The 22,605-nt window shown below is 65.6% G+C and carries 22 protein-coding genes and 1 pseudogene; 12 read left to right on the top strand and 11 right to left on the bottom strand.

Going from position 1 to position 22,605, the window contains the following annotated elements; genetic code table 11:
* Nucleotides 1–3 precede the first annotated feature (3 nt).
* Both ASD78_RS06465 and ASD78_RS20580 read left to right on the top strand, forming a co-directional pair.
* The gene (locus ASD78_RS06465; protein ID WP_200944129.1) at nt 4–3,687 is read left to right on the top strand and encodes a hypothetical protein; all 3,684 of its coding nucleotides are present in this window, start codon (nt 4–6) and stop codon (nt 3,685–3,687) included.
* Between the two features lie 134 nt (nt 3,688–3,821).
* A complete protein-coding gene (locus tag ASD78_RS20580; RefSeq protein ID WP_156087601.1) occupies nt 3,822–5,888 on the top strand; it encodes a hypothetical protein in 2,067 nt (688 codons plus the stop codon).
* A 151-nt stretch (nt 5,889–6,039) separates the two neighbouring features.
* On the opposite strand, the gene ASD78_RS19925 is transcribed toward ASD78_RS20580, so the two are convergent.
* The gene (locus tag ASD78_RS19925; protein WP_082559673.1) at nt 6,040–6,210 is read right to left on the bottom strand and encodes a DUF1508 domain-containing protein; all 171 of its coding nucleotides are present in this window, start codon (nt 6,208–6,210) and stop codon (nt 6,040–6,042) included.
* A gap of 397 nt (nt 6,211–6,607) precedes the next feature.
* Here ASD78_RS19925 and ASD78_RS06475 point away from each other — a divergent pair, with 397 nt between their 5' ends.
* The 4 genes from ASD78_RS06475 (at nt 6,608) to ASD78_RS06490 (ending at nt 8,274) form a co-directional block, all read left to right on the top strand.
* Complete coding sequence (locus ASD78_RS06475; protein WP_055903104.1) at nt 6,608–6,928, top strand: DUF2277 domain-containing protein; 321 nt, start codon at nt 6,608–6,610, stop codon at nt 6,926–6,928.
* Between the two features lie 12 nt (nt 6,929–6,940).
* On the top strand, nt 6,941–7,339 hold the full coding sequence (locus tag ASD78_RS06480) for a hypothetical protein (protein WP_056099300.1): 399 nt from the start codon (nt 6,941–6,943) through the stop codon (nt 7,337–7,339).
* Between the two features lie 2 nt (nt 7,340–7,341).
* The gene (locus ASD78_RS06485) at nt 7,342–7,800 is read left to right on the top strand and encodes a hypothetical protein (protein WP_056099303.1); all 459 of its coding nucleotides are present in this window, start codon (nt 7,342–7,344) and stop codon (nt 7,798–7,800) included.
* 117 nt (nt 7,801–7,917) lie between these two features.
* Nucleotides 7,918–8,274 (top strand): DUF2185 domain-containing protein, encoded by a 357-nt coding sequence (locus ASD78_RS06490; protein WP_056099307.1) that lies wholly within the window; start codon nt 7,918–7,920, stop codon nt 8,272–8,274.
* A 337-nt stretch (nt 8,275–8,611) separates the two neighbouring features.
* Here ASD78_RS06490 and ASD78_RS06495 read toward each other — a convergent pair whose 3' ends face one another.
* The 6 genes and pseudogenes from ASD78_RS06495 to ASD78_RS06515 form a co-directional block, all read right to left on the bottom strand.
* Nucleotides 8,612–9,295, bottom strand: coding sequence for an MIP/aquaporin family protein (locus ASD78_RS06495; protein WP_056099310.1), 684 nt, complete (start codon nt 9,293–9,295; stop codon nt 8,612–8,614).
* Nucleotides 9,292–9,696, bottom strand: a complete 405-nt coding sequence (locus ASD78_RS06500; protein WP_056099313.1) for an arsenate reductase ArsC — start codon at nt 9,694–9,696, stop codon at nt 9,292–9,294. Before ASD78_RS06500 ends, ASD78_RS06495 begins: the two co-directional genes overlap by 4 nt.
* The gene (locus ASD78_RS21470) at nt 9,693–10,178 is read right to left on the bottom strand and encodes an arsenate reductase ArsC (protein WP_056099910.1); all 486 of its coding nucleotides are present in this window, start codon (nt 10,176–10,178) and stop codon (nt 9,693–9,695) included. The genes ASD78_RS06500 and ASD78_RS21470 overlap by 4 nt, the downstream gene beginning before the upstream one ends.
* A 27-nt stretch (nt 10,179–10,205) precedes the next feature.
* Nucleotides 10,206–10,613 (bottom strand): annotated as a pseudogene (gene arsN2 / locus ASD78_RS21475) (arsenic resistance N-acetyltransferase ArsN2); the annotation flags it as partial.
* 10 nt (nt 10,614–10,623) lie between these two features.
* Nucleotides 10,624–11,112 (bottom strand): ArsI/CadI family heavy metal resistance metalloenzyme, encoded by a 489-nt coding sequence (locus ASD78_RS06510; protein ID WP_056099315.1) that lies wholly within the window; start codon nt 11,110–11,112, stop codon nt 10,624–10,626.
* Entirely contained in the window at nt 11,109–11,450 is a 342-nt protein-coding gene (locus tag ASD78_RS06515) for a metalloregulator ArsR/SmtB family transcription factor (protein WP_055903091.1), read from the bottom strand. Before ASD78_RS06515 ends, ASD78_RS06510 begins: the two co-directional genes overlap by 4 nt.
* A gap of 387 nt (nt 11,451–11,837) precedes the next feature.
* On the opposite strand from ASD78_RS06515, the gene ASD78_RS06520 reads away from it, so the two are divergent.
* Together ASD78_RS06520 and ASD78_RS06525 are read left to right on the top strand one after the other, a co-directional pair.
* Nucleotides 11,838–13,040: a serine hydrolase domain-containing protein gene (locus tag ASD78_RS06520; protein WP_082575459.1), complete on the top strand. Its 1,203-nt coding sequence runs from the start codon at nt 11,838–11,840 to the stop codon at nt 13,038–13,040.
* 160 nt (nt 13,041–13,200) lie between these two features.
* Entirely contained in the window at nt 13,201–13,707 is a 507-nt protein-coding gene (locus tag ASD78_RS06525) for a nuclear transport factor 2 family protein (RefSeq protein WP_082575460.1), read from the top strand.
* Between the two features lie 101 nt (nt 13,708–13,808).
* Here the strand turns inward: ASD78_RS06525 and ASD78_RS06530 are convergent, their stop codons facing one another.
* Nucleotides 13,809–14,894 carry a PQQ-dependent sugar dehydrogenase gene (locus ASD78_RS06530; RefSeq protein ID WP_056099921.1) on the bottom strand — a complete coding sequence of 362 codons (1,086 nt, stop codon included), beginning with the start codon at nt 14,892–14,894 and terminating at the stop codon, nt 13,809–13,811.
* Between the two features lie 416 nt (nt 14,895–15,310).
* Here ASD78_RS06530 and ASD78_RS06535 point away from each other — a divergent pair, with 416 nt between their 5' ends.
* The 4 genes from ASD78_RS06535 (at nt 15,311) to ASD78_RS06550 (ending at nt 17,557) form a co-directional block, all read left to right on the top strand.
* Nucleotides 15,311–15,781 (top strand): group II truncated hemoglobin, encoded by a 471-nt coding sequence (locus ASD78_RS06535; protein ID WP_056099318.1) that lies wholly within the window; start codon nt 15,311–15,313, stop codon nt 15,779–15,781.
* 78 nt (nt 15,782–15,859) lie between these two features.
* Nucleotides 15,860–16,243 (top strand): DUF1801 domain-containing protein, encoded by a 384-nt coding sequence (locus ASD78_RS06540; protein WP_056099322.1) that lies wholly within the window; start codon nt 15,860–15,862, stop codon nt 16,241–16,243.
* A gap of 330 nt (nt 16,244–16,573) precedes the next feature.
* Nucleotides 16,574–16,906 (top strand): hypothetical protein, encoded by a 333-nt coding sequence (locus ASD78_RS06545; RefSeq protein WP_056099326.1) that lies wholly within the window; start codon nt 16,574–16,576, stop codon nt 16,904–16,906.
* A 198-nt stretch (nt 16,907–17,104) separates the two neighbouring features.
* Nucleotides 17,105–17,557: a hypothetical protein gene (locus ASD78_RS06550; protein ID WP_056099329.1), complete on the top strand. Its 453-nt coding sequence runs from the start codon at nt 17,105–17,107 to the stop codon at nt 17,555–17,557.
* A 207-nt stretch (nt 17,558–17,764) separates the two neighbouring features.
* On the opposite strand, the gene ASD78_RS06555 is transcribed toward ASD78_RS06550, so the two are convergent.
* Genes ASD78_RS06555 through ASD78_RS06565 form a run of 3 tightly spaced genes read right to left on the bottom strand, consistent with a single transcriptional unit; the run spans nt 17,765 to nt 22,587 of the window.
* The gene (locus tag ASD78_RS06555) at nt 17,765–20,278 is read right to left on the bottom strand and encodes a vWA domain-containing protein (RefSeq protein WP_082575461.1); all 2,514 of its coding nucleotides are present in this window, start codon (nt 20,276–20,278) and stop codon (nt 17,765–17,767) included.
* 16 nt (nt 20,279–20,294) lie between these two features.
* Nucleotides 20,295–22,022: a DUF6519 domain-containing protein gene (locus tag ASD78_RS06560; RefSeq protein ID WP_055903079.1), complete on the bottom strand. Its 1,728-nt coding sequence runs from the start codon at nt 22,020–22,022 to the stop codon at nt 20,295–20,297.
* A gap of 25 nt (nt 22,023–22,047) precedes the next feature.
* Nucleotides 22,048–22,587, bottom strand: a complete 540-nt coding sequence (locus tag ASD78_RS06565; protein WP_056099335.1) for a hypothetical protein — start codon at nt 22,585–22,587, stop codon at nt 22,048–22,050.
* Nucleotides 22,588–22,605: the final 18 nt, after the last annotated feature.

Here is a 22,605-nt window from a genome sequence, read left to right on the forward strand (position 1 = left end):
GCCATGAAGATGAAGATGAAGCTTCTGGACATGACCCTGATCGGCCTGCTCTCGGCCGGCGCCGGCTCCGCGCTGGCCCAGGACGCGACGCCGAAATCCGGCGAAGGCGAGGGCAATGCGGCGCGTTGCGACGGCGGCGAATGCCGTAGCGACGAAGGCCTGCTGTTCCGCATCCGCACCCGCGGCGAGGAACGCCCGATCGCGCAAGGCGAGGACAGCGACGCCCTGCAGCGCAACCGCCGCGTCGATGTGGTGCGCGAGGACGTGCTGCCCGGCAGCGCCAAGATCGCCGGCCGCTTCAGCATCGATCTGCCCAATGGCGGCGTGATCTGGGCGACCGAAGATCCCACCCTCGGCCGTCCCGTGCTCGACGTGCAGGGCGGTTCGACCGTGCCCTTCGAGAACGGCCGCATCGCCAAGCCGCTGCGCTTCCACGGCTACACCAACTACGCCTCGTTCATCGACAAGATCGAAGTCACCGTGTACCGCGGCAGCGACGCCGACCTGGTCACGCCGCTGGCCAGGATCGAGCTGCCGGTGGCCAACGTCACCGACCAGGCGTGGGACGGCGCTCTGCCGGCCGACCTCAACCTGCAGCCGGGCGACGAATTGATCTACGTCACCCGCGCCTACGGCAAGGACGGCGCCTTCGACGAAACCGTCGGCAAGCGCGTGCAGCTGGTGCGTCCGGAAGACTACGAACGCGGCATCCAGGTGCTGCGCGACGAGAACCAGCGCACGCTCGGCAAAGTCCTGGACGGCGACGAAGCCGAATCGCAGGGCATCGAGAACGCGATCTATGGCCGCAGCTCGCTGCGCATCCAGAACATCCCGATCTACGGCTCGCGGGTGCGCATCTACGGCCGCGACATCCCGCGCGACACCCAGCTGACCATCAACGGCGAAACCTTCCCGATCGACCTCGAGCGCAAGTTCGTGGCCGAGTTCCTGGAGCCGATCGGCCGCCACGGCTACGACGTGGCGATCAAGCCGCGCGGCGGCGCGCCGCTGCAGCACCGCCTCGACGTCGACGTCACCGGCAAGTACGCCTTCCTGGTCGCCCTGGCCGACGTCACCGTGTCGCAGAACAACGTCAGCGGCAACATCGAACCGCTGGCCGGCGACGAGCGCTACGACAAGGACTTCATCAGCGAGGGCCGGCTGGCGTTCTATTTGAAGGGCAAGGTCAAGGGCAAGTACCTGATCACCGCCCAGGCCGACACCCGCGAGCGCGAGATCAAGCAGCTGTTCAACGGCTTCTTCGACGCCGACGCCCAGGACGTGTTCCGCCGCCTCGACCCGGATCTGTACTACCCGGTCTACGGCGACGACTCCAGCACCTACCGCGACGTCGATACCCAGGGCCGCTTGTACGTGCGCGTGGACTGGGACCAGAACCAGGCGCTGTGGGGCAACTTCAACACCGGCATCACCGGCACCGAGTACGGCCAGTACGACCGCTCGCTGTACGGCGCGGCGCTGTCCTGGCGTTCGCGCGCCACCACCCAGCTCGGCGATCCCAAGAGCGAGGTGCGCGCGTTCGGCTCCGAAGCGCAGAGCGCCTACGGCCACACCGAGTTCCTCGGCACCGGCGGCAGCCTGTATTACCTCAAGCACACCGATGTGCTGCCGGGTTCGGACAAGGTCACCCTGGAAATCCGCGACCGCACCACCGGCCGCACCGAGAGCCGCGTGGACTTGCAGCGCGGTGCCGACTACGAGATCGACGAACTCCAGGGCCGCCTGATCCTGACCCGTCCGCTGGCCCAGGTCACGCGCGAGAACGTGCGCACCTTGACCCGCGACCAGCCGCTCGACGGCTACACCCAGCTGCTGCTGGTCGACTACGAATACGTGCCGGTCGGCTTCGACGCCGACGACGTCAGCGCCGGCTTCCGCGGCAAGCAGTGGTTCGGCGAGCACGTCGCGGTCGGCGGTACCTATATCGACGAGAACCGCCGCGGCGACGACTACAGCCTCAAGGGCGTCGACCTGACCCTGCAGGCCGGTCGCGGCACCTACCTCAAGCTCGAACAGACCCGCAGCGAGTCCACCGTCGCCCCGATCTTCTATTCGGACAACGGCGGCCTCAGCTTCGTCCAGCGCAACCCGGTCACCGCCGCGCGCAGCGGCGATGCGCGAGCGGTCGAAGCCCGCGCCAACTTCAAGGAACTGGGCTGGACCGAGCGCGACTGGAGCGTCGGCGCCTGGTGGCGCGACGTCGACGCCGGCTTCTCGGTCGCACGCGCCGACACCGGCCTGGATATCGAAGAGTACGGCGCCGAGTTCCTCGGCTACTTCACCGAGAACTTCAGCCTGTACGGCAAGTATTCGCGCGCCGAGCGTGGCGCCGAGGCCTTGGAGCAGAGCCAGCTGACCGCCGACTGGCGCATCACCAACGACGCCCAGCTCGGCGCCGAACTGCGCCGCGTGCGCGAAGAGCACCTCAGCGGCAGCGCCGATGCCTTGTTGGCGGCCGTGAGCTACCGCCGCCGCTTCGGCACTTCGCTGGAGCTGTACGGCGTCGGCCAGTTCACCGCCGACGACGACGGCGGCGCCTACGACCGCAACAACCTGGTCACCCTCGGCGCCAAGTACCTGTTCGGCGACCGTTCCAGCGTCGGCGCCGAAGTCAGCAGCGGCAGCCGCGGCCACGGCGGCAAGGTCGAGGCCGAATACCGCCTCAAGCCCGATCATACGATCTACGGCGCCTACAGCTACAGCACCGACACCACCGCCACCGACCCGCTGTTCAACCGCGATCTGCAGAACGGCTGGACCCTCGGCCAGCGCTGGCGCCTGACCAACCAGGTCAACCTGTTCAACGAAAGCCAGTTCCTCAAGGACCCGAGCGACAACAGCCAGGGCATCGTCCACACCTACGGCATGGACTTCTATCCGGCCGAAGGCTGGAACATCGGCTTCACGCTGATGGACGGCGAACTCGACGCCAGCACCGGCCGGGTCGACCGCCGCGCCTACAGCGTCAGCGGCGGCCGCACCGACGAAGTCGCCCAGTGGAACAGCAAGCTGGAGTACCGCAAGGACACCGGCGCCGAACAGCGCGAGCAGTGGGTCACCACCAACCGCCTGTTCTACAAGGTCAACGAAGACCTGCGCCTGGCCCTGCGCGCCAACTACGCCGACACCCAGGACGAGCTCAACCCGGCCGAAAGCGCCAAGCTGGCCGAAGCCAACCTCGGCTTCGCCTACCGCCCGCACGACAACACCCGCTGGGGCCTGTTCGGCAAGTACACCTACCTGTACGACCTGGCCACCCTCGGCCAGGACGGCGGCGCCACTTACGACCAGCGCTCGCAAGTGCTGTCGTTCGAAGGTGTCTACCGCCTCGACGACAAGTGGGAAGTGGCCGGCAAGCTCGCCAGCCGCTGGGGCGACTACCGTATCGGTCGCGGCGAAGGCCAGTGGCTGGACAGCCGCGCCGACTTCGTCGCCGGCCAGTTGCGCTATCACCTGATCGCCAAATGGGAAGGCCTGGCCGAGTACCGCTGGCTGCAGGTCAAGGACGGCGGCGACAAGCGCGGCTGGCTGATCGGCCTGGACCGCCAGATCGGCGACAACTTCAAGGTCGGCGTGGGCTACAACTTCACCGACTTCAGCGACGACCTGACCGACCTGAAGTACGACAACAAGGGCTGGTTCTTGAATCTGGCGGGTTATTACTAAGCCGCCGGACCTTGGAACTCACGAAAACGCCGCGGATTCCGCGGCGTTTTTTTTTACTCGCGTACGGGCTAAGAATAATGCGCAATATATATGCGTGATACGCTGAACTTTCTATCGTGAATGCGGGGGCGGGGATGGAATACTCAATCGATGATTTTTGGAGGAAGAACTTCGCGGGGGTAGAAAGGTCTCCGGTGGCGAAGCCGCTTGATGGGTGGGATGTCGCTGTAACAAGTGAGCCGTCCTACGTGCAAGCCAGTCTCAGTCTTCGCGATGGGTTCGATGACTTAACCCAGAAGGTTTGGCTGGTTGGCGCGCCGGGTGCCGTGGGTAAGTCGACTCTTGCAAAAGAAATATGCGCAGCTACCGGCGCTGTCTATTTGGATCTGGCTTCCGCTGCCACTGTTGCTGGCAACTACCTGGTTGGCGGGCTTGTGTACGCCAATCTGCTAGATGCGTGGACAGGTGGAAAAGTGGGGATAGTAATAGATGCCCTGGATGAAGCGCGCCTGCGAGTGACGCAGTCAGGTTTCGAGGCGTTTCTCACCGACGTTGCAAGTGCCGCAGCCATGGGGAAGTTCCCGGTGATTGTTCTCGGTCGCGTCGGCATTGTTGAAGAAGCATGGACCATACTCAATGAGTTGGGTGGTATAGAGCCGCCTATTTTCGACATCAATCTCTTCAATCTTGCTCAAGCCAAAAAATTCGTGCTTGCGAGACTCCAACGATTGGCGATGGCCGAAGATGCGGCGCGCAATTTGCTCTACCCGGACCTTGGAAGGTCGCTTCAGACGCATGGCTCGGTTTACGAGGACGTGGTCGACTTGACAATTGATGGGCTACGACAACTTTCTTTGCAAGATGAAGACCGATTCGTTGGTTATGCGCCTGTCCTGGACGCTGTTTCGAAAGTTATTGCATCGGAGAGCAATCCTTCCAAATTGGGGGGTGAGATGCAGCGGATTCTTGGTGGGCAGGTGCTTGCAAGTCTCTCAAGCGAAATACTTATTCGCGAGCAAGGCAAGCTTGTTTCTCAGCTCCAGAATACTTTTCCAAAGATTCCAGAAGGGCTTTACGGGCCAGAAGAACAGCTGAGTCGCATAGGCGCTCGTTTATTTGGCGCTAAGCAGCCCCCGCTACCTCCTCAGCTAAAACCTGAGCAAGTGGCAAGCTATGAGCAAGCAGTAAATAACCTGCTTCCACAGCATCCATTTCTGGATGGTAGTGGGACTGAACCTTCTAGCGCAGTTTTTGCTGCTTGTGTAGTGGCCGCTGCTTTAAATGGCGGGCGAGAAGAGCTTATCAGTGCCGCAGAAAGCTATGCAAGCTCGACAAAACACACTCCAAACCCATTCCTGTATGAGTTCTATAGCGATATCACAAGTGCGAAAAGTCGAATGCCGGCAGAGCATGTGGGTCTAATTTTTGAATCTGTGCTGGCACGTGCTAAGCCGGGCGAGACTGTCCATCTAAATGTTGAGGATAACGAAGAGGGTGATGATCTTTCGGTTGAGCTCGTAGTTGATCGTGGTGGTGAATCACCGTCGCGAATCGAGTTTAGAGTGCCAAGCGCGGGAAGTTTGCGGTTTGGACGTCGAGTTTCCGGTGTTTTCGTGACTGCGGAGAGAAGCTCGGTCGAGCTTGGCGTCGGAGATCAGCTGGAGTTCGTAGCTCCAGTATTTATCGCAGCGAAACGTATCACGTTGCGCTGTGGTCATATCGTGGCTAAGAGTGATGCGCTAAGTAGTGACAACACTGTGATCTTGGAAGCTGAAGAGTTGGTCGCGAGTTCAGCCCTAGCAGCGCCCATTGTGCGGCCTGGCACGCAGTTGCAGGTCAATTGGCCGGATGCTGCGTCTTATCCGTGGACGCAGTTCGCTAGTGCCACCAAGCAGGATGAGAGCCCGAAGACTGCCGAAGCATTGCGAGCGCTCCGCAGGCTTGCGATGGCATTTCGCTCTCATAGCAAAGGACAACTTGGCCGCTTTAGGGACAAGATTGATCATCAGCGCATGATGAAAGGTGAGGTCGGCCGTGCGCTGTTGCAAAAATTGATGAAAGATCGTGTGATTTCTTTGCAGTCGACGATGTATATCCTTGATGCGGGCGCTCTTGGGGAGAAGGTCGGCGCTTCCTATGTGAGCTTGAAATTGAAGGTCTACTCAGAACAGACCCGGAAGTATGTGCAGGACGTGATCTAGTCAGCGACTAGCCGTGTAGGGTGCTGTGAGCTCAACGAACCGCACCGTCACGCTAGCGATCATGCCCGCGATGTATCCCGCGCAGCGGATGCCCGAGCCGCGATTGAAGGTGGAAGGCGGGGCGCAGAGGTTTCTGTGCCCCGCCGGTCGATCACTCTTTGATGGGCGTCGATGCCGTAACCGACTTGACGAGATCGATGCCGTCCTCGCAGTCCGACTTGTTGTTGTAGCCCTCGGCCGAGTCGGCAATCTTCTTGTGGTTGGCGGCGTGCAGCGTCCAGCGCCAGTCGCCCTGTTTGTCCTCGTAGAGCTTGAAGTACATCGCGGTAGTCCTTTGCCGAGCGCCTGATTGGCGCGTATTTAGTTCACCATGAGAGCGTCGACCCGTTCTTACCGTTCGTCACTAGGGGGGCTGGCCCCCCCCACGCAGGTTCGGCTTTGGGGTAAGAACGGCGCAAGCCGCGACCGCGACCCTGCGGCGGGCATGCGGCCTTTCGCTAGGCGGCTGCAGGTTTTCGCCCTGCGAGGACGCGACGCCTTGCGTTCGAGGCGATTTCGCTGGTTGGCCCGGGCGTCTGTGCTGCGCAGGGCGGGCAGAGCTGGGCCATGCACAAAGGCGGGCCGTTGACAGCGCCGAAGCGGCCGCCCGACACTCCGTCGCGACGCCCGGCATGCGCGGGCGGTTCGCAAGCGCTCGGACATCCGGGCTTGGAGGCGATATGTGCCGAAACATTCGTACCTTGTACAACTTCGAGCCCCCGGCGACGGGCGACGAGATCCGCGCGTCGGCCTTGCAGTTCGTCCGCAAACTCAGCGGCTTCAACGCGCCGTCCAAGGCCAATGAGGCGGCCTTCAATCTGGCCGTGAAGCAGGTCAGCGATGCGGCGACCATGCTCATCAATTCGCTGACCACGTTCACGCCGCCGAAGAATCGCGAACTCGAGCGCGTCAAGGCCGCCGAGCTTTCCGCCAAGCGTTTCGGCAAGCCGGGCCCTGCACCCAAGCCGAAAGCGAAGGCGTCACGCGCCCCGGTCCGATAGAGGCTTGCGGCAATGACGGAGCTGATGACAACCCCGAAGACCTTCCTGAGCCGATTCGCCGCCATGTTGCTGCTGGCGCTTACGGTCATGCATCTGGTCCTTGCGCTCGATCTGATCTTCGGCCTGTTCCAGAACTCCGCGGAGCTCGACGCCCTGCGGGCCGTTGCGGCTGGGGTAAAGGGGCTGTGGCTAGGCCTGTGCGCAGTGGGCGGGGCCGCCGTAGTCGCTCTGTACCGCCGCCCATGGTTGGGCTTTCTGCTGTCCGTCGTCTTCTGCGCCTGCTTGTACGTCGCGAGCCATCAGCTATGGGGCGAGGTCAAGGGCGGATTCTGGCTGGCCGTCGTCGCCAGCCTAATCGCGGCCGCGGGCGCCAGCATATCCGACTCGCTTTCCAGTCGGACGCTTTCCTGACGATGGCGGTCCTTACCGGTCTGGCGTACCGCGACGAGCTCGCCGGCTTGATCCGACGGTCCGATCGGATCGTGGTCACCGAACATTCCTACCTGTACGACGCCTACGACGCCGACGCCGGCAAATCGTTGATCCCGAACGAAGTCGTATACGGCAGCCATCAGCTCAGCCCGTCGCAGAGAGATTTTTTCCAGTCCCTCGTCGATGGTCTGGACCCTACGACGCAGGATGCCTTCGCCGCCTGCATTTTCGAGCCGCACCACCGGATCGAGTTCTACGCCTCGGGCGAGCGAATCAGCATCATGGCGATCTGCTTCAAGTGCTCGCAGGTGAAGTGGGACGCAACGAGCGCAATCCCTCCTTGGTCCCTGTATTCCGGTCTTGCCGCACTCATGGAAGAGGTCGGATTCTCGTCCGAGCGGGATTGGGTTGCCTTGGCCAAGCAGCATCTGGGGAACTGACGTGCGGCCGGCCCTGCCGTGCCAGGGACCTGCCTATGCGCCTTGCTCATCGCGTTCGCGGTAGGGTGGACGAATCGCGACCGGCATGCGGATCGCTTCGGTCGGAGGGTGTTTTGGATGGCTAAGAATTTTCGATTGTCCGCAACCGAGATCAAGCCATTGGTCGGCGGTTACGGCAGCTGCATCGCCACGGATCGCATCGTCGTGGAGGGGTATCCTGTCCGCTTCATGTATCGCGAGGCGCCGGACAACGAGATCGACAGCGGTTGGCGCTTCATGTCCGGCTATGAAGACGACGAGTACATGAGCGACCCGGACAATCTGGGCATCTACGATGTCAACACCATCGCTAACTACGACCCCGGGATCATCGCTTTCCTCGACGCGAAGGAGGGCAGTGCCTTCGAGAAGACCCCCGAGTCCGAGCGATTCCTCGAAATAGTGGGTTGGTCTTTGCCGGATGAGCCCGAGTAGCGCCAGTGAATATAACGACGCAGCTGCCCGCATTCTTCTACGCATGGACGGGCGCGCCAAACAGGTCGGCGGTGGTTGCTTCCACGCGAGCGGCTACGGGGTCGGCACGATCTGCTGCTGCGCGAAGCCAGCCTTGGGGTAGGAGCGGCGTGAGCCGCGACAGCGTTCCTCCGGCGGGTTGCGCAATCGCGGCTTACACCGCTGCCACGACAGCCGACGCTAGCTCGCTGCAGCAGCCCTCCGCTCTCTGTGGGAGCGGCGTAAGCCGCGATCGCGGATTCCGGGTGGGCTGCGCGGGTCGCGACTGACGTCGCTCCTACCCCAAAGCGGGCGGCTGTCAGTTGTCGGCGCCGTCCGCCGCTGCTGCAGATGGCGCCAGCAACTTCGGCGCTATCCACAATGCGACACCCGCGCCGGCCAGCTGCGCCAGCACGAAACCGCCTACATCCGTCGGGCGAATGCCGGCGAAGGTCTGGGTGAGCGAGCGCGCCAGCGTCACCGCCGGATTGGCGAACGAAGTGCTGGCGGTGAACCAGTAGGCGGCGAAGATGTAGCCGGCCACCAGGGCCGGCACCGCGACGCGGCGGTGGCGCGCGCCGAGCAGGATGGTGAGCAGCAGGCCGAAGGTCGCCACCGCTTCGCTCAGCCATTGCGCCGCGCCGCTGCGCACGCGGGTGCCGGGCTGCCACAGCGGCAGGTCGAACATGGCGTGCGCGAGCAGCACGCCGGCGACGGCGGCGACGATCTGCACGGCGATGTAGGCGACGGCTTCGCGGGTGTCCAGCTCGCCGCGCAGCCGCATCGCCAGGGTCACGGCCGGGTTGAAGTGCGCGCCGGACACCGGGCCGAGCACAGCGATCAATACGTACAGGATGCCCGCGGTCGCGGCGGCATTGGCGAGCAAAGCGATGCCGTCGTTGCCTCCCGACAGGGCCACGCCCATGACGCCGGAGCCGACCACCGTGGCCAACAGCAGGGCGGTACCGACGAACTCGGCCAGTAGTTTGCGGCCCAGGGTCATTGCAGCGAGGCCAGCAGTGCGCGCACCCGCGTCGAGATTTCGTCGCGCACGACGCGGTAGGCATCGCCGTCCAGGTGCTTGGGATCGGGCAGGGCCCAGTCCTCGCGCAGTTGCGCAGGCACCCAGGGGCAATTGTCGCCGCAGCCCATGGTGATGACGGCATCGAATGCGCCGTCGATCTCGTCCAGGGATTTGGAGGCGTGCGTGCTCAGGTCGTAACCCAATTCGGCCATGTACTGGATGGCCTTGGGGTTGATGCGGCCAGACGGCGCCGAGCCGGCACTGTGGGCCTCGATGCGGTCGCCGCCGTGGATGCGCGCGAAGGCTTCGGCCATTTGGCTGCGGTTGGAGTTTTCGACGCAGACGAACAGGACGCGCTTCTTGGGGGGGGTCGAAGTCATGGGGTCTGGCCGATCTGATGGAGGTGTTGTTCGCGGGCAAGGCGGTCCAGCTTGTCCAAGGGCAAGGCCAGCAGCAGTTCGATGCGGCGACGCAAGGCCAGCCAGGCCTGCTTGAAGGCATTCGGATCGTCCGGGGTGCGCGCCGGGTCCGCCACGCCCCAGTGGGCCAGCGCAGGATGTCCCGGCCATAGCGGGCAGGTTTCGCCCGCGGCGTTGTCGCAAACGGTGATGACGATATCCATGGCGGGGGCGTCCGCAGCGGCGAACTCGTCCCAGGATTTCGGGCGTAGCGCATCGGTCGGATAGCCGAGGTCCGCGATGAGTTGCGCGGCGAGCGGTTGCACGTTCGGCGCGGGGTGGCTACCGGCGCTGTAGGCGCGGATGCGTCCCTTGCCCATGTCGTTGAGCAGGGCTTCGGCCATCTGACTGCGCGCGGAGTTGCCGGTGCATAGGAACAGAACGTTGTAGCTGCGTGCGTTCATGGACAGGTCCAGAGATTTGGTCAGACAGGCAGCGGACGCCGGGCACAGCGACAAGAACTCGGCACTGTTTTGCACGGCGACCGGTGCCTGGGTGCGGTCGATCGTGCGATAGCCTCGGCTGGCGAAATAATCCGCCGCCGTTTGTGTCAGTAGTACGAGTTGTCGCAGGCTGAGTGCCTGCGCTTCGCGTTCGATCGCGGCGACCAGGCGGCTGCCGGTGCCGCTGCGGCGATACTCGGCGCGCACCGCCAGCGAGCGCAGCAGGCCGATGTCGCCGAATATCTGCAGGCCGACCACGCCGGCGATGGAGCCGCCGTCGTCGGCCACCAGGAAGGCGACGACGGCGCTGTCCAGGTCCTGCACGGGCAGGTCGTTATCCGTCAGCAGTGCGCGGATGGCGGCGTGTTCGGACGGCAGGGCCAGGCGGATCGGCATGGTGCGTGCCTCAGCAGCAGGTCGAAGACGTGGCGCAGCAGGACGATGCGGTCGTTGGCTTCGCGACGATCTGCGGGCTGGGCGCGCAGGCGGCGGCGCCTTCGCCGGCGCAGCCGATCTCGGCGTCGTAGTAGGTGGTGGCATCGCCGAAGGTGTGGAACGACTCCCAGCGCGTGCCCTGCGGGTCAGCGGTCCACAGCTTGTCGGACTGCGCGTAGCAGCACACGGCCGCTTCCTCCGGCGCCACGGTGCCGCCGGCGGCGTCGAGGCGTCGGCCCAGCGCGGTGAGCTCTTCGCGGCTGTCGACCTGCAATCCCAAATGATCGACGCCCGGTGCGCGGCCGGTGTTGGAGATGGCGAAGTTGATGCGCGGGTCGTCCAGCATCCACTTGGCGTAGTCGGCCTTCTGCACGGTGGGCGGCATGGCGAACAACTCGTTGTAGAAGCGGATGCTGGACGCCAGGTCGGCGACGTTCAGATGTACGTGGAAACGGTTCATCGGCGGGCTCCTTTCGGGCGTGGAGTGCAAGCGGCGGTCGGTGCGCAGGCTTCGGCGCCGGCGCAGCAGTTCTCAGTGAGATAGGCGAGCAGGGCGTTCATCTGCAGGTAGTTGGCGCGCACCCGGATCACCCGGCCCTCGCGCTGGTCGCTCACCAGTGCGGCGCTGCGCAGCACGTTGAGGTGGGCGCTGAGCGTGGCCGGCGGCAGGTCCAGCCGTTCGCGCAGTTCGCCGACCGACATGCCCTGCGGGCCGGCCTGCACGAGCTGGCGGAACGCGGCCAGGCGGGATTCGTGGCTGAGGGCGCTGAGCGCGCCCAGGGCGGTTGATGTTTCCATAATTCCAGTATTTTGGAATTATTGGACCTTGTCAAGCGTTGCGACGGACCGCTGCTCCGGAGTTGTTTGCTTCACGCGCCATTTGGCTCGGCACGCCGCCTAGCCGTCGCCCGCGATTGAGACCGCCCGGTTCTCGGGCATCGGGATCGCAGCGCAATCGGACCCAGGGTCCGGCGGAATACCGACGCTGCGACCGCCTAAACCAAACCCACCGGCCGCGCATCCTAGCTGGGTCTGATCTTTGCATCGCACATGCGGTGCAGGCGCGGCGCCAGGGGGTTGGCCGCGGGACCGCCTTACTCAATCGCGTCGTTTCGTGTCCGCGCAGGCATCGCTCTCGCGGAGCGTTGCGCCGTATCCAAAACTTTTCAGCCAAGCCAGGACGCCATGCGCAACGGACACTCCGGATACATTCTCAACGGCGCGGCCAGCGCCGCATCGATCAAGCCGCTCGCAGTGCTGGCGCTGATGGGCGCGATTACGGTCGGTGCACAGGCTTCGGCGGCCACTCCCGCGCCTGCGCCTCCGTTTGCTAAGGTCATCGAGCGCGAAGTACCGGCCATCATGAAAGAGGCCAAGGTTCAGGGCGCGGCCGTGGGACTGATCGTCGACGGCAAATTGGTCTACGCCCGTGGCTTCGGCTATGCCGACCACGCCGGCAAGGTGCCGGTGACGCCCGACACGGTGTTCGTCGCGGCCTCGCTGTCCAAGCCGATCGCGAGCTGGGTGACGATGCGCCTGGCCGAGCAGGGGCGTATCCAACTGGACCAGCCGGTGGCCGACATGGTGTCGCCGTGGCCGCTGGCGCAGAACCAGTTCGATTATCGCCAGATCACGATCCGACGTTTGCTCTCGCACACCGCGGGCACGACCTTGGGCGGGTACCAGGGCTGGCTCGATTTCAAGGAACTGCCGACCCTGGAGGAATCGCTGGCCGGCAAGACCAACGGGCGCGGCGCGGTGGAGCTGTTCGCGCCGGTCGGGGCCAAGTTCCAGTATTCCGGCGGCGGCTACACGCTGATGCAGTTGGCGATCGAGCAGACCACGAAGCGCAAGTACTCCGACCTGGCGCGCGAGCTCGTATTCAAACCCTTGGGCATGAAACACACCAGCGTCGCCATGACGCCGAAGGTGCTGGCCGGCGCTGCGCAGGGCCATGGCGACGACGGCGGCCCGGTGCCGATGCGCTACTACGTCGAGCAGGCGCCTTCGACCCTGACCACCACCGTGAACGACTTCGCCCGCTGGATGATCGCCGGCATGGCCGGCAGCCCCGGCGCGCATCCGCTGACGCAGGCGCAACTGACTCTGATGTATACGCCGACGGAGCTGAGCACGCCGCGCGCACCCGAGAACGCTGTCTACGGTATGGGCCATTTCATCGAGCGCCTGGCCGACGGCAGCACCGCCGTGGGCCATGACGGCCGCAATCAGGCCGGGTTCCGCGCCAAGTTCCTGATGCGTCCGCAATCCGGGGACGGCATCGTGTTCTTCAGCAACTCCCGCACGGGTCTGGCGCTGGATCGGATCGTCTGCCTGTGGGGCGCAGACGCGGCCAAGGCCGATCCGGCGGCGACCTGCAAGAAATAAGCTTCCTCTTTGCCCTGGGGCCGCGACGCGCAGCGTATGTTGTGCGCACGAACGCGGTCATTGTCCGGCAAAACGTTCCATCGGCATCCTGGTCTCCGCCACGCTGCGACCAGGGGCCGCTCAAGCCTCATCTTCTATCGCGCGTTTCCTGGAGATATGCATGAAGAAACTCACCCTGCTGACGGGCGCCATGCTCGCGTTCGCTGCATTTGCGGCCTCCGCTGCGCCGCCCACCGGCACCCCGGCGGCTGGTGACGCACCTGCCGCCGATCCTTTGTTCGACACCATTTCGGCGCTGGATGCGGCGGTGTTCGACGCTTTCAACCATTGCGACGCGCCGGGTCAGCTGGACAAGCACGCCGGCTACTTCTCGCCCGACGTCGAGTTCTATCACGACACCGGCGGCGTTACCTGGTCGCGCGACGACATGATCGCGAACACCAAGAAGTACGTATGCGGAAACTTCCGTCGCGAGCTGATCCCCGGCAGCCTGCGGGTGTATCCAATCAAGGACTTCGGTGCCATCGCCCAGGGCTCGCACCGCTTCTGCCAGTTCGCCAGCGGCAAGTGCGAGGGGCTGGCCGATTTCGCGATCGTGTGGCGCCTGCAGAACGGCAGCTGGCAGATCACGCGAGTGCTCAGCTACGGCCATCGGCCCAGCCCCTGAGTGTTGCTGCCCGGCAGATCCTGGCGTGGCTGCGACGGCACGGGTCGCATGGAAAACGCCGCGCGCATCGCGGCGTTTTGTTCCGATTAACCGGCGCGGCGTCAGTAAGGCATCGGCGTCAGTTTCAAAAGACGCGCGTTGCTGCTGTCTTCCAGCACCCAGATCGCGCCGTCGGGCCCTTGCTCGACCTCGCGGATGCGCGCGCCCATCGGATAGCGCTTGTACTCGCGTGCGCTGGTGCCGTCGAACTGGATCCGCACCAATGCCTGCGAGGCCAATCCGCCGATGAAGCCCTGGCCGCGGAAGTAGGGGAACAGGTCGCCGGTGTAGATGATGAAACCGGCCGGCGCGATCACCGGATTCCACCAGGCTTCCGGTGCGTTGAATTCCGGGCGCGTCGGATGATCGGGGATGGGCGTGCCGTCGTAGTGGTCGCCGTTGGAGACGATCGGCCAGCCGTAGTTGGTGCCGCGTTCGATCAGGTTGAGTTCGTCGCCGCCGGCCGGGCCCATCTCATGGGTCCACAGGCGCCCGGCCGGATCGAAGGCGATGCCCAGCAGGTTGCGATGGCCCAGTGTCCAGACCTGCGCAGCGACACCGCCGACGCCGACGAAGGGGTTGTCGGCAGGTATCGTGCCGTCGTCGTTGAGGCGGATCAGCTTGCCCAGGTTCTGCTGCATGTCCTGGGCCGGGTCGAATTTCTGCCGGTCGCCGGAGGTGATCCACAACTTGCCGTCGCCGCCGAAGGCGATGCGGTGGCTGTAGTGGCCTTCGCCGGTGACCTTGGGCGTCTGCCGCCACACCACCTGCAGGCCCGACAGACTGCCGCCGTTGCCGTCGGCATTGAGCGTCAGTTGCGCGCGCGCGACAGCGGCGCCGCGCGTGCTGTTGGCGCCGGCTTCGGCGTAGCTGAGGTAAACGTAGCGGTTGCTGGAGAATTGCGGGTGCAGGACCACGTCGCCCAAGCCGCCTTGCCCGCCGTAGGCGACCGCCGGCACGCCACTGATTTCGCTGGTTTGCTTGGTGGCGGTGTTGAACAGCCGCAGACGGCGGTTCTTCTCGGTCACCAGCAAACGGCCGTCGGGCAGGAAGGTCATCGCCCATGGCTCGTTGAAACGTCCGAACTCGGTGGCGACGAAAGGCGGATCGGGTTCGGCGGCGGCGGGATTGGGCCCGCCGGTTTGCATCGGAGGATCGGCCAGCGGCTGCACCGAGGCGGTGGCCTGCGGCGGCGTCGGTTGTGCGGCGGCGGGTGCTTCCGGCGTCGTCTTCGAGACGACGATGAAGGTGGCGGGCGCGTCCCGACTCTCCGAGTCGTTCGACTGAGCGCCGGTGAGCTGGCCGGCGCCCGGGGTGCAGGCGACCAGCAGCGTGAGCGCGGACAACGTCGTCAGTGACCTGTTCATGGAGCGCCTCCAGCGAATCCGTCTTGGGTTTTAACGCAAGGTGGGCTAGGAAGACGTGACGGATACGGCGGTTCCGGTTCGACGTGCGGGGCGCGGATCGGCAAGGCCTTCGCGGGCTCCTCTAGCGAACGCCGGCGAACCGCTGCACGATGTGCCACCCATCGGCATCGACGCTTCCCACCCGAGACGGACCCACCATGCAGAATCCGAACGTTCCGACCCTCTACGAATGGCTGGGCGGCATCGATGCGCTCAACCGCCTGACCGCACGCTTCTACCAGCACGTTCGCGGCGACGCGTTGCTGGGGCCGGTGTTCGCGCACATGGGCGACGACCATCCCGCGCATGTCGCAGCCTTCCTCGCGGAAGTGCTCGGCGGGCCGGACGACTACTCCCGCCGGCATGGCGGTCATCCGCAGATGATCCAGCACCACCTCAACCGCCACCTGTCCCAGGAGCAGCGGCGGCGCTGGGTGAGCCTGTTGCTGGAAACGGCGGATGAACTCGGCATGCCGGACGATCCGGAATTCCGCTCCGCGCTGGTCGGTTATCTGGAGTGGGGCTCGCGTCTGGCGGTGATCAATTCGCAGCCGGGCGCCACCGTCGACCAGGACGCGCCGATGCCGAAGTGGGGCTGGGGCGAGGTCAAAGGACCGTACACGGGTTGAATCGCGCTCGCGGGACAAGCCGGGGCAGGCGCGTTTGCTAGGCTCACATTGGACCTAATCCCGTCTCTGGAGGTCGCCGTGCAGAAGACCCCGCCCGCCGCCAATCCCGACGCCTACGTCGCCGCGCTGGACGGCTGGCGACGCGACCTGGTCGAACATCTGCGTGCGAGCGTACTCGGCGCAGCGAAGCTGGAGGAAGTGGTGAAGTGGGGCCATCTGGTTTACTTCAGCAACGGCCCCGTGCTGCTGATCCGCGCAGAGGCGCAGCGGGTGCTGTTCGGATTCTGGCGCGGCAAGCGTCTGCTCGAGATCGAGCCCCGGCTCAAGCCTGGCGGCAAGTACGAGTTGGCGACGCTGGATCTGCGCGAAGGCATGACGATCTCCGCCGCGACCGCGCGCAAGCTGGTCAAACAGGCGGTGTCGCTCAACGCAAGCGTGGGCGATCCCACGCGTGCCAGTTAGCGGGCATACGCGCCGACCAAACAACGACATCGATCCTTGGACGCCCTGAACGATCTGTTCTTGCTCAATCTGCAGATCGAACTCGGCCGTTCCGGAATGCCGCCGCATCTGGCCGGCGGATTCGTCGCCCTCTAGGCCGCGGCCGTCGATCACGAAGCGGCCTTGATCCAGGCGCCCGAGCGATACGGCAGGGCGACAGCGGCGGGCGCGGTAAACTGTGCCCGCCATTCGATCCTCCCGCCGTAGCCGGGCCGGACCCGGCAGCCATCGGACCAGCGGGTCGAATCAGCGGAGAGCAACGCAGTGCGTCTTACCAAAATACTTTTCGGCTTGTCCGACCTGTGCGCGTGGATGCTGTTGACGGTCGCCGTGCTGGCCGCGGTGGCGGTGCTGTTCGTCGGGCCCGGGCCGGACGGCGTACGCAGCGAGCAATTGTCCTCGACGGCGGCGATGGGCTTGGCGGTGTTCTGGATACTGGTCGGCGTCGGCGCCTATCTGCTCACGCGGCGGCGGCCGATCGGCCTGGCGCTGGTAGTGCTTCCGGCGATCCTCTGGGCCGTGCATGGCGCGTTCGCGATGGCGGCGATCTATGCGGCCTTCGCGCTGCTGGTGTTCGCGACGCCGCTGATTCTGGTTTGGCGGGAAGTCCGTCGGGGCGTCTGACGCAGCGCAGGATTCGACCCTCGGGGCCCGACCTTTTGCGGCCCGTTCACAGGCGCTAGCCGTGGATAAGCAGTCGTCGGCCACGCTGCCGACGAGCGGTATCGTCGCTGGCCGCATTCTATGTTTGCCTTGGACGGCCGATGCCGCCCGCGTCCTGAGGCGCGCACTCGTGCGTATCCGCCCACAAGAAGGTCAGGGATGAAGGCGCAGACGAAGTCGCGAGCGACGCTGGCGATCTGGATCGGACTGACGATGCTGCTGGCGATGCCGCCGGCCACGGCCCAGCGCAGTTGCGCGGAGCTGGTCGATTGCGCAGAGGGCGCGATCGTGACCGGCGAGCCGCCGAATTGCGCGTGCGAGAAGGTGACGCCGCGGGTGCCGTTGACCTGCGAGAGCAACTTCGGTTGCGCCGACGGCAACCAGATCGGGGTCGGCGAGTGGCCCGAATGCGGCTGTCGCGACCTGAGCACGCCCGAACCGGCGCCCGGACGCACGCCGCCGCGTCCCGATCGCGGCTCGGGGCCCATAGACAGTCTGGGTGGCGTGGACACCTGCAAGCAGTTCCTGCAATGCGCGCCGGGCTTCGAGATGTTGTTGTGGAACGGGCGCTGCGTGTGCGGCGAAACCATGTTGCCGCCGCCGGTACGCTGATGCGCCGCGCGTCGTTCCGACATGCGACGCGTTGTCGCGCGCTGGCTTGGAGCCTGCTTCCTGTGGGAGCGGCGTGAGCCGCGATTGCGCCACCACGTCCGCAATCTAGACTTCGTTACCGATCTTCCACGCGAAAACGAAAACGCCGCGATAGCTCGCGGCGTCCTCGTATCCAGGTCCGGGGCGGAGGTGCGCGCCCCAGACGGCTTACTTGCGCCGCATCAGCAGGATCAGGATCAGCAGCACCAGCAGCGCGATCAGCCAGACCCACCACTGTTGCCAGATCGGCTTGTCGCCGGTGAGCTTGCCGTCGCTCTTGCCGCCGGTGCCGACCGCGTCGGGCAGGGTCAGGGTCTGGCCATCGATGCGCAGCACCGGCGGGGCCATGCCCTTCTTGTTGTAGCCGATCACCAGGGTATAGCTGCCGTCGAGGTTGTCGGTGACGTCGCCGACGATGCCGCCCTCGAAGGGCTGCACCAACTGGAAGCTCGCCGACTTGCCCGGTCCTACGCGATTGCCCTTGGCGTCGACCGGGGTCAGGCTCAGCTGCACGCAGCCGCCTGCGAAGGTCGAGGGACAGGGGCGCGCGGGCTCGTGCTTGATGGTCTTGGCGGTGGCCTCGGCATCCGGCGCCACTTGCACGTAGTGGTCGGTGGTGTAGACGCGGGTGAAGGCGCCGTTGTCCGAACTGGTGCTGTCGATGCGGTAGCTGACCTGGTACACGCCTTCGGCCAGCGTCGCCGGGTATTCGCCGGTGTAGACGCCTGGACTGGTTTCCTTGAGTTCGATGCCCTTCTCGGCGCCGAGTTCCAGGGCCTTCAGGATCTGGTCGCGCTGTGCCGGGTCGGCCAGCATCGCCTGTACCTTCAAGCCTGCGGCGCTGAGCGGGTCGCCCTGCGGCGCATCGCCCGCCTTGCCCTTACCGTCGGAGAGGATATTGCCCAGGCTCAGCTCGGGGCCGGAGATGAAGGCGCGTACCGTGCCGGCGGGCAATCCTGCCAGCGGCTTGCCGCCTTCGGTCAGCGTGGCCTTGAGTTGCAGCGGTTCGCCGATGCCGGACTTGGTCTGGCTCACGCTGTAGCGCGAGATGATGCTGGCGTTGTCGCCGATGACGAACAGGTTCCAGTGGCCCAGGCCGCGCGGCAGGGTGCGGGCGACCTGCATCTTCCAGTCGCCGTCGCTGGACACGCACTTGCCGTTGACGCCGCAGAACGGCGCGCGCAGGGTCAGGGCGACATGGTCCTGGCCGCCGCTGACGGTGAAGCGCGGGTTATGCAGCGGATCGAAGTCGACGCCGTCCTTGCTCAGCTTGATGTTGGGGCGGCCGTCGGCCTGGAAGGCCTGGTCCCAGCCCAGCAGGATGGTGAAGGCGAGGTCCTTCTTGCTGGTCTTGAAGCTCATGTCCAGCGGCGCGGGCGGCGCACCGGTGCCGGCCCCCGCGGCTTGCTCGCCCTTGGCGGCCTGGATCAGCTCCAGCTTGTCGCCGATCAGGGTGTCGGCCAGCACCTGCAGGAAATACTGGATCGCGCCGGCGGGCGGATTGTCCAGCGTGGTCTCGATGTTGAGCGCGCCGCAGCCGCTGTAGTTGGCGATGTTCTGCAGCAGCGAGCTGGAGTCCGGATCGCTGGGATCGTCCAGGCGCAAGCGGAACGGGCACAGACTCAGTTGCTTGCCGGCCGGACGCACCAGGGTGCCGCCGATCGGGCTGTTGGCGGCATTGAGGCGCAGATCGGCGCCGTCCCAGACCAGGAACTTGCTGGTGTTCTGGGCGCCATCGGTGAACAGCAGCATGGTGTTGTTGAAGTTGGCGTTGTCGCCGCCGGTGACCGCGCCTTGCAGGTTCTCGATGCCGTCGCCGATCGACGTGCCGCCACCGGGCTGATGAGCCGGCTTGTCGATCTCGGTCAGCACCGCGTCCAGCGTGGGAGTGGTCATCGCGGCGAGGCCGCCGGTATTGGTGGCGTCGTTATCGAAGAACACCACGCCCAGTTGATCGCTGGGCAACTGATAGGCCTTGGCGACCGAGATCATCTGCCCGGTCGCGCGCCGCAGCACCTTCCAGCGCTGGCAGTCGGGATTGGGCGAGTACAGCGCACCGCAGACCGGATCGCCATTGAGCTTGGACGACCAGGCCATGCTGCCGGACTTGTCGAACACCAGCACCAGGCGTGCCGGCAGGCGCGACAGCGGCGGGCCCGCGGCCGGCGTCGGCTTCGAACCCGGGATCACGTTGTCGCTGTTGTAGTCATCGACGGTATTGCCGCCGCTGGCGGTGATGCCGGTGGCGGTAAGGGTGATGTCGCCTGAGAGCAGGCCGAGATGGAACACCTCCAGGGTGTCGATCTGGCCGGCGGTGTTGGTCATGCGGAAGGTGCAGCTGCCGCCGTTGGTGCCGCTGAGCACCGGCACGCCGGCGTTGAAGGTGCAGTTGATGGGCGTGCCGCTGGTCTTGGGCCGCAGTTGCACGGTCGCGCCCGCGCCGTTGAGCGGATATACGGCCAGATCGTCGGACAGATAGAAGACCTTGATCGACTTGCTCGAGTTGGGGAAACCCAGTGCGTTGCTGAAGGGCGCCCAGGCGTCGCCGGCGCCGTTGAGTTTGGGTTCGGAAGTGCTGGCGGCGGTGACGTTCGGCGTCGCCGTCGCCGCGACGGCGTCGGCGCCGACGAGCAGGGCGAGTGTCATCGCCCAGGCCCGCAGTAGCGAGTGTTCGCGTTTCATGAGGAGCTCCTTTCGCTCAGATGTGCTGGACCAGGCTGACCTGCTGCAACAGGGCGCCGTTCTGGATGTAGAGGCCGGCGTTGCCGGCAGCGTCGACCGCGAGAGTGGGGAAGCGCGCGGTCTGTTGCGGCGGCAGCAGTTCGCGGGTTTCGGTCACCCCGAGCACCAGCCGGCGCGCGCGCAGGGTGCTGAAGCCCGGTGCGCTGACCGTGGAATAGAACACCCACAGCGAACCGTCGGCGGTGTAGCCCGCCGCCAGGTCGATGAACGTGGTGACCGGAATGGTCAGGGTCGTGTCGGTGAAGTTGGCTTCCCAGGCATTGGCGATGAAACGCTTGGTGAACACGCTCCAGTTCGGCCCCGGGTTTGGATCCTGCGCATAGACCAGTTGCGGCGCGCCGGTGGGATCGATCGTGATCGCGTGGTCGCCGGGGCGCACCATGACGCCGGCGGCGGTGACCGCACCGGGCGCGCCGACCAGCGGATACCGCACCGTCTGTGCAGTGAACACGCCTGCGGTGTCGCGCATCCAAGTGGCAATGATGGTGCCGGCGGGGTCGGTGACCGCGCTGACGCGGGTGTTCTGATCGACCGCGTCGACGGCTTCCTCCACGCCCCAGGCACCGGTGAACAGGCGGCTGAAGATGCGGTTGGTGCCCGACAACGCCGAGTAGAACACCCGGATCGAACCATTGGGCTGGGCCGCGGCGGCGATGCTGCTGACGCTGAGCACGCCGGTGAACTGGAAGGCGTCGGCGGGCGCGGTCCACACGCCGGCGATGCGGCGGCTGAAGGACAGGAAGCGATTCGGTCCGGACACGCGTACCCAGAACACCCAGGGCACACCGCTGGAGTCGATCACCGCGGCGGGCGTGTTGTAGGGCCCGGCGTTGAGCACCGTGGTCGGGCCGACTGCGGCCGGGCGTTCGCGCAGCATCGCGTTGATGACATCGCGCATCGGATAGGGCAGCTGCGGCACGCCGCTGCCGTTGACCGCGTAGCCGCCGCCGAAGGTGTCCGCCAGTACCTGGTTGAAATCCATCTGCGAGGGCAGCGAGATGCCGCGGCGGCGACGGTCGACCACGGCCGGCGCATCGATGATGCCGGCCGAGGTCTGGGTGATCGTCGCCAGCGCGGCGTAGCTGTGGCCGGCGATGAAATCGGGATCGCCGTTGACCGGCGGCGCAGCGCCGGTGCGCACGCGCACCGCCCATTCGCGGCGCAGGCGCGAGCAGGTTTCGGTGCCCAGGCCCGGCAGTACCAGCGCCGGATCTTCGGCCAGCGTGACCAGGCGCTCCCAGACGTCGAGGTAGACGGTGAGCGTGCGCGTGGCCGGCGCGACCGGCGGCGCCGGCAAGGCGGCGATCACCGGCACGCCCCAGCTCGCGGCCAGCGCGGCGGCGCCGGCCTGGCCGGCGTGCAAGGCCTGTGCGCTGAAGCCGATGTCGGCGGTGATGAAGGCTTCCAGTCCGTCGACCAGCATGCGGCCGGCCTGCAGGGGCTGCGGACCGCCGCCGGCGACGATGGTGAAGCTGGTCGCGGAATTGATCGCGGCGATGCGGAAACCGTCGTTGCCGACCGGCACGCCGTCGCCGACGAACCAGCGCAGGAAGGCGCGCAGCTCGTAGCGGCGCATGTCGTCGCCTTCGTTCCAGTCGGCATCGGCCAGGGGCACGCCCTGGGCCAGACGCACGCTGACGTAACGGCGGATCGGATCGAAAGTGTTGGGTGAGATGATGGCCATGGCGTGTCCCCGTCGTGTGGTCGTGTCAGAACACGAGCCAGATGGTGCGTTCGAGCGTGCTGGCCGGGTCTTTGGCGACCACCGGATGGCGCACGAGATTGATCTGCATCGGCGCGCCGCCGAGTTGGCCGATCAGGCCGAACTCGCGCAGGTTGCCGGTGGCGTGGCTGCCGTTGGGCCAGGGCGGTACGTTGGGCCCGAGCGTGGCGACGATTTGCAGGCGATTGGTCGGCGTGACCGAGGGCACCGGACCGTTCATGAAGCTAAAGGCCAGCGCCGCGGCAGGTACCACGAACGGCGACGGATCGGTGAGTCCGGTTTCGTTGCCGGTCGGAGGTGGCGGCGGCACCTGATCCCAAGCCGCGAGGCCGGCACCGACCGCCAGCCCCTGGATGCCGAGCGTTCCGCCCGGCGTGCCGCCCATGAAAGCGGCGAGCAGTCGTCGGCAGTCGGCGAGGATCGCGTTCTTGGCCCAGCCGCGGTCCCAGATCACGCGCCCGTCGGCGTCGCGTAGCACGTCGCGGTACATGCCTTGCGGCAGGGGCATCCGGGTGTCCGTGTCCATAGTTCGATTCCTTCGATG

Source organism: Lysobacter sp. Root667 (assembly GCF_001427715.1).
GTDB lineage: Bacteria > Pseudomonadota > Gammaproteobacteria > Xanthomonadales > Xanthomonadaceae > Lysobacter.